The following is a 13,205-nucleotide window of genomic DNA, read 5'->3' on the forward strand; positions in this document are numbered from 1 at the left end:
ACAGGGAGGGGCTAGCAATGCAGAGAATGATTAATGCTCTCATGCTGATAGCTCAGGCACTTGATAGACAGGCGAGTGCTCAAGAGCGGATCGCGTCGGCAATAGAAGGACAGCAACTGCCAGAAAAGGGCGATCAGCAAGCTGCCGCTGCGGTGCTGGGTGTGTCGGCCCGGACAGTGGCCCGTAATCATGACCAGTGGATCGAGGGTGTTCACTATCATCGAGAAGGACGACGGGTTACCTATAACCTAGCTCTGCTTAGGGATTGGCAGGTTAATAAACACGACCTAAATGCACATCAAAGAGCTATTGCTAAATGGCAAAAACACTTACTCAGTAACCGCCAAAAGCGGGCCTAGCATAAGCCTGCCATAATGATGAGTAGCCGTAAAAGTTAGCGATTGATGACAGCCTCTTTAATCAATTTACCAACAGGATTGCCCGCTGGTGATGAGCAACGTCTTTGCTTAGAGGGAGTTACCTGGCAGCAATACGATGCATTAGTATCCCTGTTTGTTGACCAATTTCCAGCTTTACGGATGACCTATTTGGAGGGCTCCTTAGAGCTGATGACCACATCTCCTGAGCACGAACGGCTCAAAAAAATTATTGCTCGTCTTATAGAAGCCTTTGCCGAAGAAGCTGATATCGATCTCAATGGCTATGGATCCGCAACCTTCCGGCAAAAAGTGGTTGCTCGTGGCTTGGAACCGGATGAATGCTACAGCCTGGGAGGGTTGGGGGAGGCCCCTGATATTGCGATTGAAATTGTTCTCACCAGTGGCGGCATTGATAAACTCGATGTGTATAAGGGTTTGGGTGTGCGCGAAGTTTGGTTTTGGGAAAATCAAACCTTTAGCCTGTACGGATTGATTGATCCAGACAGTGGTTATGAAGCGCTTACAGCAAGTCGTTTGCTACCCCAGCTAGACCTGGCTATTCTGGCTAAATTTATCGACAATCCAAGTCAAACCCAAGCGGTTAAAGCCTACCGTCGGACCTTGCAAAAGAAGTTTCAATCTTCATCTTGAGACCAAACTGAACGTAGCTTGGCTCGACCTCGAACGCCTCCGGTATAGCTCCTCAATATGGTTTCTTCACTATTGCCGGTAATGCTGGCAATTTCTGAAACACTCCATCCCTGGTCAAATGCTTGGGAAATAAAGCTGTGTCTCATGCTGTAGGGCTTTCGGTACGGTACCCCAACAGACGCAAGCACTGGCGTCCAATAGCGACGGCGGAAGTTGTGATCATCAATGGGTTCACCCTCAACCGACGTGAATACCAAATCATCTGCTCCAGCGCTGGCAGGTCGTTGGCGTTTGAGCATATCGGTCAGTCCTGGTGATAACTCAAAAGCTCTGTCCTTGTTGGTTTTGGTTGTCTTTCTCTCTCCCCGTCCCCAACTCTCCCCGATCCAGATTTTGGAGCAGTCAGGAGATAAGTGTCCCCATCTGAGTCCGGATGCCTCACCCAATCGGCACCCGACACCCATGACAAACGTGACATAGCCCAGATAGTGAGGGTACATCTCTCTAAAGCCGTCGAGTATTTTAGCGTATTCTTCTTGAGTAAAGGGCTGTGGCCGCTGCCGTGGAGCGGATTTGACTCTCACATTTACCCAGGGATTATCGGTCAACAGCTTGCGGCCAATCGCCCAGCTCCAACAAGAACGCATCATACCAATGCGCTCTCTCGCTGTTGTTGTTGCCAGCTCATTGAGTAGCCAATCACGGAAGTCTAGCGCCTGGTCTTCTGTGATTGCATCGGCCTGTTTTGTTTTAAAGTGCTGCTTTACTAGCTTTTGCAATCCTAGATATTTGACCAATGAGCGCTTGGTAATTTGACGCCGTTTCCAGTCGGTGAATTTTTGGAATAATTCAGCTGCCGTCAGGGATGTATCTTTTTCATCTCGATAGCGTTGTAACGATATGTCAAGCTGACCGGCTAGGATATCAGCCTGGATCACGGCGGCCCTGCTTTGAGCAATACGTCGATTGATGTCAGTGTCAGGCAGACCGAGGGCAATGGCATAGCGCTTGCCCCGGTAGCTCCAGCGCAGGCGGAGCCAGTTGTGATCAGCCTCAATTTTGACTGTACCTTTCGGAGATCTTGGCATAAGGTCGTCTACCAATCTTCTACCGTATTTTGTCATCTCCTGACGGACGAATGATACTTTCAGTCATTTTGATGGCTAGGTCACATTGCCTGACCGACCGTGTGTTTAAAACACAAAAACCGCTGATATCAGCGGTTTTCATTAATCGGAGCGGCGGGATTTGAACCCACGACCCCTACTACCCCAAAGTAGTGCGCTACCAAGCTGCGCTACGCCCCGATGCGTAATTAACGCTAGACAAGCATAGCATAAGGACAGGGCATGGCTACCTCAGATTTGGTGGCATAGGGCACACAAATTTGGGGCTGTGGGACAATTATTAAAATCCATAACTCCAACGGGCATAGTAGCCGCGTGCATCGATATGGGTAAATACGGTGGCGCTAGCTAGTCCTCCTTTGGAGCCCCACCAGCGGTTGAGCCGGTCGTAGACATCGTAGGGATGCAGGCCGGGGGCGACAAAATCAACGGCATCGCCGACTAAGTGACGAGACCGGCTGGCTCCACCGACGCGTCGGTTAGTTGTTGGGTCTCGGTACCAGGAGTTGATTGTAATCGGTCGTCCTCCCAGACGATTACGAACGTCTTCCATTACGCGGGCAATGCGGATGATGCCATAGACGACATTGCGATTGACCGGGATCCGACTACCGCCGTGGGTGGCTTCTCCCCAGGTAAAGTTACCACCGGGAATAATAGGATTTGATAGATAGAAGTTACCCTGAAACCCTGGCAGTTTTATGTAAGGACCACTGGGCTTGGGCCTGGGGGTTTCCTTTTTGGGCTGGTTGTCTTTTTCGTTACCTTCGATCTGAATATCAGGTTTATAGGCATACCAGATCCGTTCAGAACGGTTGCTAAAGGTGGGTTCGGCCAGTTCTATCTTGACGTGGTTATAGGGGGCCAGTTCATGACCAATGAGTTCTATCTCAGTGGTGTTTTTGACAAAGACTTTTTCGCTATTGCTGAGTTTAGAGGATAGTTGGGGAGACGTTTTGAATAGGGTGTCACTGGTAACGGTGAGGGTAATGGTATCGCCTACAATCCGGATATCAGGCTGATAGGCATACCAGACTGTCCGGTTATCGGGACCGAGAAAGTCGTTTGCGATCGCAACCCTCACATGCTGCCCTTCCGCCGGTAAATACGACTGCAAATAATACTCTGTACCATTTGCGATAAATATCTTTTCCCGGTCACTCAGCTGGTTAGATAAAACCGGTCGCTGCTTAAATAAGGTGTCGCTCAACACCGTCAGTTTGATCTTGGTGTCATAGACTCTGGCATCAGGCTTATAGACGTACCAAACAGTCTGATTCGTCCCTTTTAGAGGCTGGGTCAGCGTAACTTTAAAGTGCCCCCCTTGAGCCACATCAGCCGTGGTTAAATCTAACTCGGTTCCATTGGGGACAAAGACCTTTTCCTGCTTAGATAGCTCATTAGACAGAATGGGTCTTTGTTTAAATTGCGTATCACTAACGACCTTTATTCTTTTCATGGAGTACCTATACCCTGAGCGTCGAATCGATATATGCGAGCTACATCTAGGGAGAATGCCCTCGTAATACAGCGTTCTCCACTGTGTGCCCAGTCTAAAACACCAGGATAGCTCTCCAAATCAAAATACGCTGATACTATCTAATCCATTTAATAAATCGGGTACCACGGCAGTCGGCCATGTCCCTTCCGCCCCCCGTCCCGTCAGTACGATAAACCGTAAACTGTAGCTGTGGTGAAAACCGTCGGCTTCCATCCACAGCTGCTGAGTTTCTTGCTCAAGGGTAATGCGCTCATCGGGCATCAGTTCAGACGCCATGGCTGTCATGGTAGCGGCCAGCTGCTTGGCTAAATGTCCCAGGGTTTCAAACTCTTCCTGGGTGAGCTCTATAGCCCAGGACTCACCACCTACTAAGGCTTGAAATGGGGTGCGATCCTGGTCCCAGCCTAGTCGCCAACCACTGCCCTCTTTGAGCAGGGCGGTCATTGGGTAAATAGCTGCTCTAATGTGCGCACCAGACTATGACGCTGCTGGCGGCTCAATGTTTGCATGGCCCTCTGATCGACATTGTCGATCGTGTCGTTAGCCGACTGCTTGGGGGAGTGGCTATAGGGGGTATCTAGATAATCAGCCATGGACAGTTCCCAATCGAGGTGATATTGGGCCGGTCGTGCTTTGGCGTCGAGATGATAATCGATAAAGCGACTGAGGAGGGTGGTATTGGCTTGCTCCGCTCGAGGAATCTCAGGATACTGAGTGTAGATTTGATTTGCGATCGCAAGCGTACAAGCGCTGCTTTGACAGTTGCCATAAACCGACGAAGCGGCCATCAGCGGCTCACCCACCTGTAAAATACTGCCAGCCAAAACCATTAGGGTGGTTAAAACGGCTACAAACCCAAACTTAAGCTGCTTACCCATACCGCGTTGCGTTAATAAATTAGAAATAAAAAATACGTAAGTAGTCATATATACCCCCAAGGATTGACCTAATCGGCACAATCGATCAATCCCTGAAGAGTCCAGACTTATTCGCCAATAATCTCAGGCTGAGTCAGCTCATCCGACATCTCCACAATGGCACGCAATACAGGCTTCATCCGCGACTCATCCAGGCTGTCAAATTCTTCAAAACGACGACGCTGCGCCCGATTAGCCACCTGAACCGTGATTCGATAGCGATTGGAGGCCGCTTTAATCAAATCCTCCGTACGACGCATCATCTGAGGGGTATCAAGGGACAGACGCTTCATCAAGTAATCCTCTATGGATGGGGTTCATAACCCATCCATAGTAGCGCAGCTTTCCCTGAATAATGGCGTTGCAGTTCTCGCTATCTGCCCCCGGCTATCTTTATAAACTTTTACAATGGTTAATACATGCATATTCTTTGGCCAGTTCTAAATACGCTATGCCAGATACATTGACAAAATTTGCTTACCAGACATTTCAGCAAGGCAAACAAGCCTTTGGATACACCCACAAAACTCTGATCAATCGGCTGCGTGATGTGGTGTCTCCGGTCGAGCGTACATCTGACGTCCCAGCCGCGACCTTTGCGCTATTGAAGCAACGCCTCGATGCATTGATTGAAGTCGACTGGCAAGACGCTGAAGCTGGGGTCTATCCCAAGAGCTTACTGTTTGATAATCCTTGGGATGACTTTTTTAAGTACTACCCGATGGTGGTCTTGGATACCCCCAGTGTATGGGAGCGTTCAAAAAATAAGCAGTACCGGGACTTTGGAGCGAATATTAGCACCGAGAGCTATCCCAGCTATTACCTGCAGAACTTTCATCATCAAACGGATGGCTATTTAAGCGATATGTCTGCTAACCTCTACGACTTGCAAGTAGAGCTGTTATTTAATGGTTCAGCGGATCCCATGCGGCGGCGAATACTCGCTCCGCTAAAGCGTCAGCTTGATGGGCACGCGATTCCTAAGGTGTTAGATGTGGCCTGTGGGACCGGGCGTACGCTCAAAATGATGCGGGATGCCCTGCCTCAGGTATCGCTCTATGGGGTTGATCTGTCTCCTACTTACCTGCGCAAAGCGAATGAGCTACTGAGTAAAGAAATTGGCACCCTGCCCCAGCTGATTCAAGCGAATGCTGAAGCTCTGCCTTACCTAGACAATTATTTTGAGGCTACCGTCAGCGTCTTTTTATTCCATGAACTGCCTGCAGAGGTGCGCCAAACGGTGATCAATGAGTGCTATCGCGTGACCCAACCCGGTGGTGTGTTCATCATTTGCGACTCGATCCAAAAGCTAGACAATCCTGAGTTTGCGCCCATGATGGATAATTTTCCTAATATCTTCCATGAGCCCTACTATCGGCATTACAGTACGGATGATATTGCAGCTCGCTTAGAGTCTGCAGGCTTTAGCGACGTAGAGGTATCAAACCACTTTATGAGTAAGTACTGGGTAGCCAAGAAAGCTTAAACCGGCAGCCTGAATCAATCATCCGAATCAATAAAAAGGGACGGCCATGGCCGTCCCTTTTTTCATTATGCGTTTATGACTTTGGTAATCAAAGTTCAAGCGCTACTACAACCTGAGCAGTCACTAAGCAGTAACAGCAACCTTAGCGTCAAGCTCACCCGCTTCGTACTTAGCAGCAAAGATATCAACGCCAACCTGCTTAATCTTGGTAGCGTTGCCAGCTGTACCGAACGCCTGGTAGCGATCGGAGCACACTTGCTTCATGTACGTGATGGAAGGCTTGAGGAAGTGGCGAGGATCAAAGTTAGCAGGATCCTTCATGGCCGCTTCGCGGATAGCCGCCGTGATTGCCAGACGGTTATCGGTGTCGATGTTCACTTTGCGAACACCGCTCTTGATACCCTTCTGGATTTCTTCAACGGGTACACCGTAAGTCTCAGGAATGTTACCGCCGTTAGCGTTGATCATGTCCAACCACTCCTGGGGAACGGAGGAAGATCCGTGCATGACCAGGTGAGTATTGGGCAGACGCTTGTGGATTTCTGCAATGCGGCTGATAGCTAGAATTTCACCCGTGGGCTTACGAGTAAACTTGTAAGCACCGTGGCTAGTACCGATAGCAACCGCTAGAGCATCTACCTGAGTCTGCTCTACAAACTGTACAGCTTCATCAGGGTCAGTCAGGAGCTGGTCCTTGCTGAGGGTACCTTCAAAACCGTGACCGTCTTCAGCTTCACCCTGACCAGTTTCTAGAGAGCCTAGACAGCCTAGCTCACCTTCAACACTGGCACCGATGGAGTGAGCAACCTTAACGACCTCAGCCGTTACATTAACGTTGTACTCAAAGCTAGCAGGAGTCTTGGCATCGGCTTCGAGGGAGCCGTCCATCATCACACTGGTAAACCCATTGCGGATTGCAGAATAGCAAGTCGCAGGGCTGTTTCCGTGGTCCTGGTGCATCACCACGGGAATATGTGGATAGGTCTCAATAGCCGCCAGAACCAGGTGACGCAAGAAGTTTTCACCAGCGTACTTACGGGCACCGCGGGAAGCCTGCAAAATCACAGGACTGTTAGTCTCATCAGCAGCCTGCATAATTGCCAGGATCTGCTCCATATTGTTTACGTTGTAAGCGGGAATGCCGTAGCCATTCTCAGCGGCGTGGTCCAGCAACAGCCGCATAGGTACAAGCGCCATATAATCCTCCTAGTACTTTTCGCCGTTTTGGCAGCTTCAATTAAAGGGTCGAATAGGTATCCCTACTCATTAATCTTAGGTCACAACCCCGAACTTATGACGAGTTGTTTCTGAAACCTGAGCATTTCCTTAAGGATAACAGCATCCATGATATGGCTGTGTTGATTAGATAACTTTGCCAATTCCTTTCTCAGAAAATAATCGTAGGAACGTTATATAGAACATCCCGACGATTATTTTTCGCAATATTCGCAATAAGCAATGGGTCGCCTGGGATTCGAACCCAGGACCAATCGGTTAAAAGCCGAGTGCTCTACCGCTGAGCTAGCAACCCGTGTTGAGTTGAGGATTTTTTTCTCAAACACAGTTACTGAATATAACAGATGGTACCCATGTTTGATCATATCTTTAATTTTTTCTCAGTGTTGGAACGAAATCTGGCCGAAATCTGGCCGAACATTTAGTCAGACACTCGATCAATATATCGACCATCGATTAAGAATGCTCCTCGCTCAAATCTCACAGCCCAATAACCACCAGGCTTTTGCTCCAAAACAACCCCCTTTTCTCCAAGGGTGACTAGATCCGGAGGTCGCAGCATGGGCATCGAGTCAGCGGTTTTGAGGTATGGGGGTTGGGTGGTTACAGAGACGCGATCGCCTACGGCAAATAGATTATCAGCCATGGAAAAATGATGGTTTTTATCCGTGCCTATTACCTTAACCTATGGTGCCCATAAGAAATTTCCATGGCAAGCTCCTTACTCGATGCCTTGGAGTAATTCTCCTTTGGTATCTGCAAGGTGTCTGCAGTTTGATTCTTCTAGCGTCTGTAGGTGTGCAAGGATTTGCAATGAGTCAAGAAGCTTGCCTAGGATACTTGGCAGTGTCAGTTAAGCGGCATCACTCTCAATGTAAAACATTAACATCACCATAGAAACCACTGGGAATAGCCAGCAAACTACGGGGATTAAAATCCATGGTAGCCATGACAGGGTGTAAGTTCCATCCATTGTTGACTCCTTCTAAAAGATAATTGGATATAGTCGGATACGAAAATGCGCTGTGTTAGTTCACAAAGCCTCTGAAGATGGCATCAACTGTGACAAAGTGATCTAGCAGTAGATAGGCCATGTAGGCACCGCCTGTGCCACCGATGAAAAATCCAGCGGTAAATTCGCTCCAGCCCTCAGAGGTTTTGAGCTTATCGATATCTTGGGGACTATCTTGCGCACTTCGGCAGTTCGCCGCACCGTAAACACTCATGCCAATCGTACCGAGTAAAACCAGCGATACAGCAGTGACAAGACCGGCAAAGTAGGGGGCTGGGCCATAATCCCGAAGAGCACCAAAGAGAATCTCGGGTCCCACTAAAAAATACCCGTGGGCCAAGCCTATTTCCAGTCCGCGCATTAAAGGCGATAAACCTGGACGATAGGCCGGTAAATTTTGGATAAATACCTGCACAAAGGCAGAATCACTGATAGGTGTCGATAGATGTCCGAGTTCAGGATCGTTGTTGTACGGTTTTATGAAGTCATTAGCCATTGATATTCTCCCGGAAATATTAGAGATAGCTGAAAAAAAAGTCCTGACCTAACTACCCTAACGGCCAGGACCTTTAAGAGAGACGGGGGAGGAGAGTCTCAGACCGTCTCAACGTTGGTTAGGGCAAAGAGAAATTGACTGTCCTAAGTAAATCTCTTTGCCCAATATGCCTCAACCAAATCTGCTTGAGGTTGAAGCAATGAGGAACGCAGCATAGGTAAAGATAAACCCGACTGCGAAATGCGTTAAACCCACTAGGCGAGCTTGAACAATTGAGAGGGCAACGGGCTTGTCTTTCCACTGCACCAGGTTGGCCAACGGTGTCCGCTCATGGGCCCACACTAAGGTCTCAATCAGTTCTTGCCAATATCCTCGCCAGGAGATCAAGAACATAAACCCAACAGCCCAGCAGAGGTGAGCGGCCAGGAAGATCCAGGCCCAAATGGCAAGGTTATTGATGCCGGTTGGATTATATCCATTGATTAACTGGGCCGAATTGAGCCACAGATAGTCTCGGAACCAGCCCATCAAGTGAGTTGATGATTGATTGAACTGGGCGACATTCCCACTCCAGATGGCGAGATGCTTCCAATGCCAGTAGAAGGTTAACCAGGCAACGGTATTCAACATCCAGAACATGGCCAGATAGGAGGCATCCCAGGCGGAGATATCACAGGTGCCACCGCGACCAGGACCGTCGCAAGGGAAGCTATAGCCAAAGTCTTTTTTGTCTGGCATCAGCTTCGAGCCACGGGCATCCAGGGCTCCCTTAACCAAGATTAAGGTAGTTGTGTGCAGACCGAGTGCAATGGCGTGGTGAACTAAAAAGTCACCAGGGCCAATGGTCAAGAACAGGGAGTTAGTTCCACTGTTGATGGCCTCCATCCAGCCCGGTAGCCATACGGCGGCATGGTTGGGCCAAGCTGTACTGGCGATACTATCTGGGTTAGATAGCAGTGTGTCGAACCCGTAGAGCATTTTACCGTTGACCGCTTGGATCCACTGGGCAAAGACAGGCTCTACTAGAATCTGTTTCTCTGGCGTGCCAAAGGCGACGACCACATCGTTGTGTACGTAAATCCCCAGGGTATGGAACCCTAAAAATAACGATACCCAACTTAGGTGAGAGATAATGGCCTCTTTGTGCTCTAGGACACGGGCGAGAACATTATTCTTATTCGCTTCTGGGTCATAATCGCGTACTAGGAAAATAGCACCGTGGGAGAAGGCTCCAACCATCAAGAAGCCAGCAATGTACTGGTGATGGGTATAGAGCGCGGCCTGGGTGGTAAAGTCCTTGGCGATAAAGGCATAGGACGGCATGGAGTACATGTGCTGTGCCACCAGGGAGGTGACGACACCTAGGGCAGCCAGGTGCCAGCCGAGCTGGAAGTGCAGCGATTCATTGTACGTGTCGTACATGCCTGCGTGGGCATCACCGAGACGACCGCTAGGGGGCCGGTGGGCGTTCATGATTTCCTTCATGCTGTGACCAATACCGAAGTTAGTTCGGTACATGTGGCCTGCAATGATGAAAATAACTGCGATCGCAAGATGGTGATGGGCAATATCCGTCAGCCAAAGCGCTTCGGTCTGTGGATGAAAGCCTCCCAAAAAGGTGAGAATTGCCGTCCCAGCCCCTTCAGATGTGCCAAACACATGGCTGGCCGTATCTGGGTTTTGGGCATAGACACCCCATTGCCCCGTAAAGAATGGGGCCAGTCCCGCCGGGTGGGGTGGCGAAGCCAGCAAATTACTCCAGGTCACCTCTTGACCCCGTGCGGCCGGAATAGCTACGTGGATCAAGTGTCCGGCCCAGGCCAGGGAGCTGACCCCAAACAGGCCAGCCAGGTGGTGGTTCATGCGAGATTCCGCATTCTTAAACCAAGCAACCGCTGGTCTAAATTTGGGCTGTAGGTGTAGCCAGCCAGCAAACAGCATCAGCGTTGCTAGCAGCAGCATAAACATGGCCCCACCATGGAGCTGGTCATTGGTGCGCATGCCGATGGTGTACCACCAGTGGTATACCCCCGAGAAGGAGATATCCACCGGATAGTTGGCCCCTGCCTGGGTATAGGCATCTACCGCCGCTGGACCAAACTGAGGGTCCCAGATAGCGTGGGCAATGGGTTTAACACTGAGTGGGTCTTTCACCCACTGTTCAAAATTTCCTTGCCAAGCAACGTGGAAGAGATTGCCAGAGGTCCATAAAAAGATGATTGCCAAATGACCAAAATGGGATGCGAAAATCTTTTGATATAGATTTTCCTCCGTCATGCCATCATGGCTTTCAAAATCATGGGCCGTTGCAATTCCGTACCACAGCCGACGCGTCGTCGGGTCTTGAGCAAGGTCTTGACTAAATTTTGGAAACTTAGTTGCCATAGTTATTTATCAAGTCCTCATCGTCATCCGAGTGAAAGTATCCGAGCATGGAAGAATGCCCAGGTTGTCGCAATCCCGCCAAGGAGATAATGGGCAACACCAACGGCTCGACCCTGGGTAATACTCAGAGCGCGGGGTTGGATGGCTGGAGCTACTTTCAGTTTGTTGTGAGCCCAAACGATTGACTCAATCAGCTCTTGCCAATAGCCTCGGCCACTAAACAGGAACATGAGGCTAAATGCCCAAACAAAGTGAGCGCCTAAGAACATGAGGCCGTAGGCAGACAGAGCTGAGCCGTAGGAGTTCAACACCTGGGCCGCCTGAGCCCACAAAAAGTCTCTGAGCCAGCCATTGATGGTAATCGCACTTTGGGCAAAGTTACCGGCTGTTATATGGCTGACGCTGCCGTCACCGGCAACATTACCCCAGACGTCTGACTGCATCTTCCAGCTAAAGTGGAAAATCACAATCGAAATGGAGTTATACATCCAGAACAGACCCAGGAAGACATGGTCCCAACCGGAGACCTGACAAGTGCCGCCTCGGCCTGGACCGTCACAGGGGAATCGGAAACCCAATTCACCTTTATCTGGGATGAGTCGAGAACTGCGAGCAAACAACACGCCTTTCAGAAGAATCAATGCCGTGACATGAATGGTGAAGGCATGGATATGGTGCACCATAAAGTCGGCAGTACCCAGGGAAATTGGCATCATGGCCACTTTTCCACCGACGGCAACAATGTCACCGCCAAAGGCTGGGCTCACACCAGCCAGGGCATTGGGAGCTGTTCCACCCGCTGCGATCGCATGAATATGCTGAACCCACTGGGCAAATATAGGCTGTAGCTGGATACCCGTATCCGAGAACATATCCTGCGGTCTACCAAAGGCCCGCATAGTGTCATTGTGGACGTATAAACCGAAGCTATGGAACCCTAGGAAAATACATACCCAGTTGAGGTGAGAGATAATTGCATCCCGGTGACGAAGTACCCGGTCTAACAAGTTATCAATGTGGGTGGAAGGCTCATAGTCACGCACCATAAAGATGGCCGCGTGGGCACCTGCACCAACAATCAAAAATCCACCAATCCACATGTGATGCGTAAACAGCCCCAGCTGTGTGGGATAGTCCGTCGCAATGTAGGGATAAGGCGGCATGGAGTACATGTGGTGAGCCACCAAAATGGACAGTGAGCCCATCCAGGCTAGATGCCAGGAAAGGTTACAGTGCCAAGAATTGGTGAAGATCTCGGTCATGCCCTTATGGCCTTGCCCCGTGTAGGGTCCCTTATGAGCCTCAAGTACCTCTCTAAAGGTATGGCCAATACCCCAGTTAGTCCGGTAGAAATGTCCGGCAATAATGAATAGGACAGCTAATGCCAGGTGATGATGGGCTGTATCAGATAGCCACAGACCACCTGTTACCGGATTGAGTCCCCCCTTAAAGGTGAGAAAATCCGTATAGGCACTCCAGTTCAGGGTAAAGAACGGAGTTACACCTTGGGCAAAGCTGGGATAAATATCCGGCATGAGTGCGGGGTTAAGAATCCACTCATGGGGTAGCGGAATCGCTCCAATCGAGTCGATCAGTTTACCGCCAACTGTGAGAGGCTTCCCGGCATCAATGGCATCCAAGCAGGCATTGATGGGTAAGGATACATGAATCTGTTGTCCGGCATAGCCTAAACAACCTAAACCCAACAAACCAGCCAGGTGGTGATTCATCATCGATTCCACATTCTGGAACCACTCCAGTTTCGGAGCCTTGCGATGATAGTGAAACCATCCAGCAAACAGCATTAATGCTGCCATGACCAACGCACCAAGCGCTGTGCAGTACAGCTGAAAAGAATTGGTAATACCGTTGGCACGCCACATCTGGAACAGACCCGACGTGATCTGAATGCCCTGGAAACCACCGCCCACATCACCGTTCAGAATTTCTTGACCAAAAATAGGCCAAACTACCTGAGCGCTGGGTTTAATGGCGGTTGGATTGGTTAACCATG

At 49.8% G+C, this 13,205-nt stretch carries 14 protein-coding genes and 2 tRNA genes; 3 read left to right on the top strand and 13 right to left on the bottom strand.

The features are described 5' to 3' along the window. Nucleotides 1-359, top strand: a 359-nt coding sequence (locus tag IQ260_RS17505) for a hypothetical protein (RefSeq protein WP_228016208.1), incomplete at its 5' end; no start/stop codon positions are given. A 45-nt stretch (nucleotides 360-404) separates the two neighbouring features. Beyond that, the gene (locus tag IQ260_RS17510; RefSeq protein ID WP_193994402.1) at nucleotides 405-1,031 is read left to right on the top strand and encodes a Uma2 family endonuclease; all 627 of its coding nucleotides are present in this window, start codon (nucleotides 405-407) and stop codon (nucleotides 1,029-1,031) included. On the opposite strand, the gene IQ260_RS17515 is transcribed toward IQ260_RS17510, so the two are convergent. The 6 genes from IQ260_RS17515 to IQ260_RS17540 all read right to left on the bottom strand — a co-directional run bounded on the left by IQ260_RS17515 (nucleotide 1,016) and on the right by IQ260_RS17540 (nucleotide 4,869). Further along, nucleotides 1,016-2,119, bottom strand: a complete 1,104-nt coding sequence (locus IQ260_RS17515) for a tyrosine-type recombinase/integrase (protein ID WP_193994403.1) — start codon at nucleotides 2,117-2,119, stop codon at nucleotides 1,016-1,018. The two genes, IQ260_RS17510 and IQ260_RS17515, sit on opposite strands and share 16 nt — an antisense overlap. 145 nt (nucleotides 2,120-2,264) lie before the next feature. Beyond that, nucleotides 2,265-2,338 (bottom strand) — tRNA-Pro (locus IQ260_RS17520). Between the two features lie 100 nt (nucleotides 2,339-2,438). Next, nucleotides 2,439-3,617, bottom strand: coding sequence for a D-Ala-D-Ala carboxypeptidase family metallohydrolase (locus IQ260_RS17525; protein WP_193994404.1), 1,179 nt, complete (start codon nucleotides 3,615-3,617; stop codon nucleotides 2,439-2,441). Nucleotides 3,618-3,737: 120 nt separating this feature from the next. Further along, nucleotides 3,738-4,103, bottom strand: coding sequence for a DUF1818 family protein (locus tag IQ260_RS17530; RefSeq protein ID WP_193994405.1), 366 nt, complete (start codon nucleotides 4,101-4,103; stop codon nucleotides 3,738-3,740). After that, entirely contained in the window at nucleotides 4,100-4,585 is a 486-nt protein-coding gene (locus IQ260_RS17535) for a hypothetical protein (protein ID WP_193994406.1), read from the bottom strand. Before IQ260_RS17535 ends, IQ260_RS17530 begins: the two co-directional genes overlap by 4 nt. A gap of 59 nt (nucleotides 4,586-4,644) precedes the next feature. After that, nucleotides 4,645-4,869: a DNA-directed RNA polymerase subunit omega gene (locus tag IQ260_RS17540; RefSeq protein ID WP_193994407.1), complete on the bottom strand. Its 225-nt coding sequence runs from the start codon at nucleotides 4,867-4,869 to the stop codon at nucleotides 4,645-4,647. 158 nt (nucleotides 4,870-5,027) lie between these two features. Between IQ260_RS17540 and IQ260_RS17545 the strand changes: the two genes are divergently transcribed. Further along, the gene (locus tag IQ260_RS17545; RefSeq protein WP_193994408.1) at nucleotides 5,028-6,062 is read left to right on the top strand and encodes a class I SAM-dependent methyltransferase; all 1,035 of its coding nucleotides are present in this window, start codon (nucleotides 5,028-5,030) and stop codon (nucleotides 6,060-6,062) included. Between the two features lie 123 nt (nucleotides 6,063-6,185). Here the strand turns inward: IQ260_RS17545 and fba are convergent, their stop codons facing one another. From fba to psaA, 7 genes are all read right to left on the bottom strand, one after another. Next, nucleotides 6,186-7,259 carry a class II fructose-bisphosphate aldolase gene (fba, locus tag IQ260_RS17550; RefSeq protein ID WP_193994409.1) on the bottom strand — a complete coding sequence of 358 codons (1,074 nt, stop codon included), beginning with the start codon at nucleotides 7,257-7,259 and terminating at the stop codon, nucleotides 6,186-6,188. 262 nt (nucleotides 7,260-7,521) lie between these two features. After that, nucleotides 7,522-7,593, bottom strand: a tRNA-Lys gene (locus tag IQ260_RS17555). A gap of 126 nt (nucleotides 7,594-7,719) precedes the next feature. Continuing rightward, on the bottom strand, nucleotides 7,720-7,944 hold the full coding sequence (sipA, locus tag IQ260_RS17560) for a regulatory protein SipA (RefSeq protein ID WP_193994410.1): 225 nt from the start codon (nucleotides 7,942-7,944) through the stop codon (nucleotides 7,720-7,722). Between the two features lie 207 nt (nucleotides 7,945-8,151). Next, nucleotides 8,152-8,271, bottom strand: a complete 120-nt coding sequence (locus IQ260_RS17565) for a photosystem I reaction center subunit VIII (RefSeq protein WP_193994411.1) — start codon at nucleotides 8,269-8,271, stop codon at nucleotides 8,152-8,154. 55 nt (nucleotides 8,272-8,326) lie between these two features. Continuing rightward, nucleotides 8,327-8,806 carry a photosystem I reaction center subunit XI gene (locus IQ260_RS17570; RefSeq protein WP_193994412.1) on the bottom strand — a complete coding sequence of 160 codons (480 nt, stop codon included), beginning with the start codon at nucleotides 8,804-8,806 and terminating at the stop codon, nucleotides 8,327-8,329. A 171-nt stretch (nucleotides 8,807-8,977) separates the two neighbouring features. After that, entirely contained in the window at nucleotides 8,978-11,191 is a 2,214-nt protein-coding gene (gene psaB, locus IQ260_RS17575; RefSeq protein WP_193994413.1) for a photosystem I core protein PsaB, read from the bottom strand. 23 nt (nucleotides 11,192-11,214) lie between these two features. Beyond that, a partial coding sequence (gene psaA, locus IQ260_RS17580) for a photosystem I core protein PsaA (protein WP_193994414.1) occupies nucleotides 11,215-13,205 on the bottom strand: 1,991 nt, incomplete at its 5' end.

Origin of the sequence: Leptolyngbya cf. ectocarpi LEGE 11479, from assembly GCF_015207065.1 — a bacterium.
GTDB lineage: Bacteria > Cyanobacteriota > Cyanobacteriia > Phormidesmidales > Phormidesmidaceae > Leptothoe > Leptothoe ectocarpi.

Bases quoted from the DNA above. Each gene is read 5' to 3' on its own strand.
- sipA (WP_193994410.1), bottom strand. From the start codon at position 7,944: ATGGCTGATAATCTATTTGCCGTAGGCGATCGCGTCTCTGTAACCACC.
- IQ260_RS17530 (WP_193994405.1), bottom strand. From the start codon at position 4,103: ATGACCGCCCTGCTCAAAGAGGGCAGTGGTTGGCGACTAGGCTGGGAC.
- IQ260_RS17545 (WP_193994408.1), top strand. From the start codon at position 5,028: ATGCCAGATACATTGACAAAATTTGCTTACCAGACATTTCAGCAAGGC.
- IQ260_RS17515 (WP_193994403.1), bottom strand. From the start codon at position 2,119: ATGCCAAGATCTCCGAAAGGTACAGTCAAAATTGAGGCTGATCACAAC.
- psaB (WP_193994413.1), bottom strand. From the start codon at position 11,191: ATGGCAACTAAGTTTCCAAAATTTAGTCAAGACCTTGCTCAAGACCCG.
- IQ260_RS17540 (WP_193994407.1), bottom strand. From the start codon at position 4,869: ATGAAGCGTCTGTCCCTTGATACCCCTCAGATGATGCGTCGTACGGAG.
- IQ260_RS17565 (WP_193994411.1), bottom strand. From the start codon at position 8,271: ATGGATGGAACTTACACCCTGTCATGGCTACCATGGATTTTAATCCCC.
- IQ260_RS17510 (WP_193994402.1), top strand. From the start codon at position 405: ATGACAGCCTCTTTAATCAATTTACCAACAGGATTGCCCGCTGGTGAT.
- IQ260_RS17535 (WP_193994406.1), bottom strand. From the start codon at position 4,585: ATGACTACTTACGTATTTTTTATTTCTAATTTATTAACGCAACGCGGT.
- IQ260_RS17525 (WP_193994404.1), bottom strand. From the start codon at position 3,617: ATGAAAAGAATAAAGGTCGTTAGTGATACGCAATTTAAACAAAGACCC.
- IQ260_RS17570 (WP_193994412.1), bottom strand. From the start codon at position 8,806: ATGGCTAATGACTTCATAAAACCGTACAACAACGATCCTGAACTCGGA.
- fba (WP_193994409.1), bottom strand. From the start codon at position 7,259: ATGGCGCTTGTACCTATGCGGCTGTTGCTGGACCACGCCGCTGAGAAT.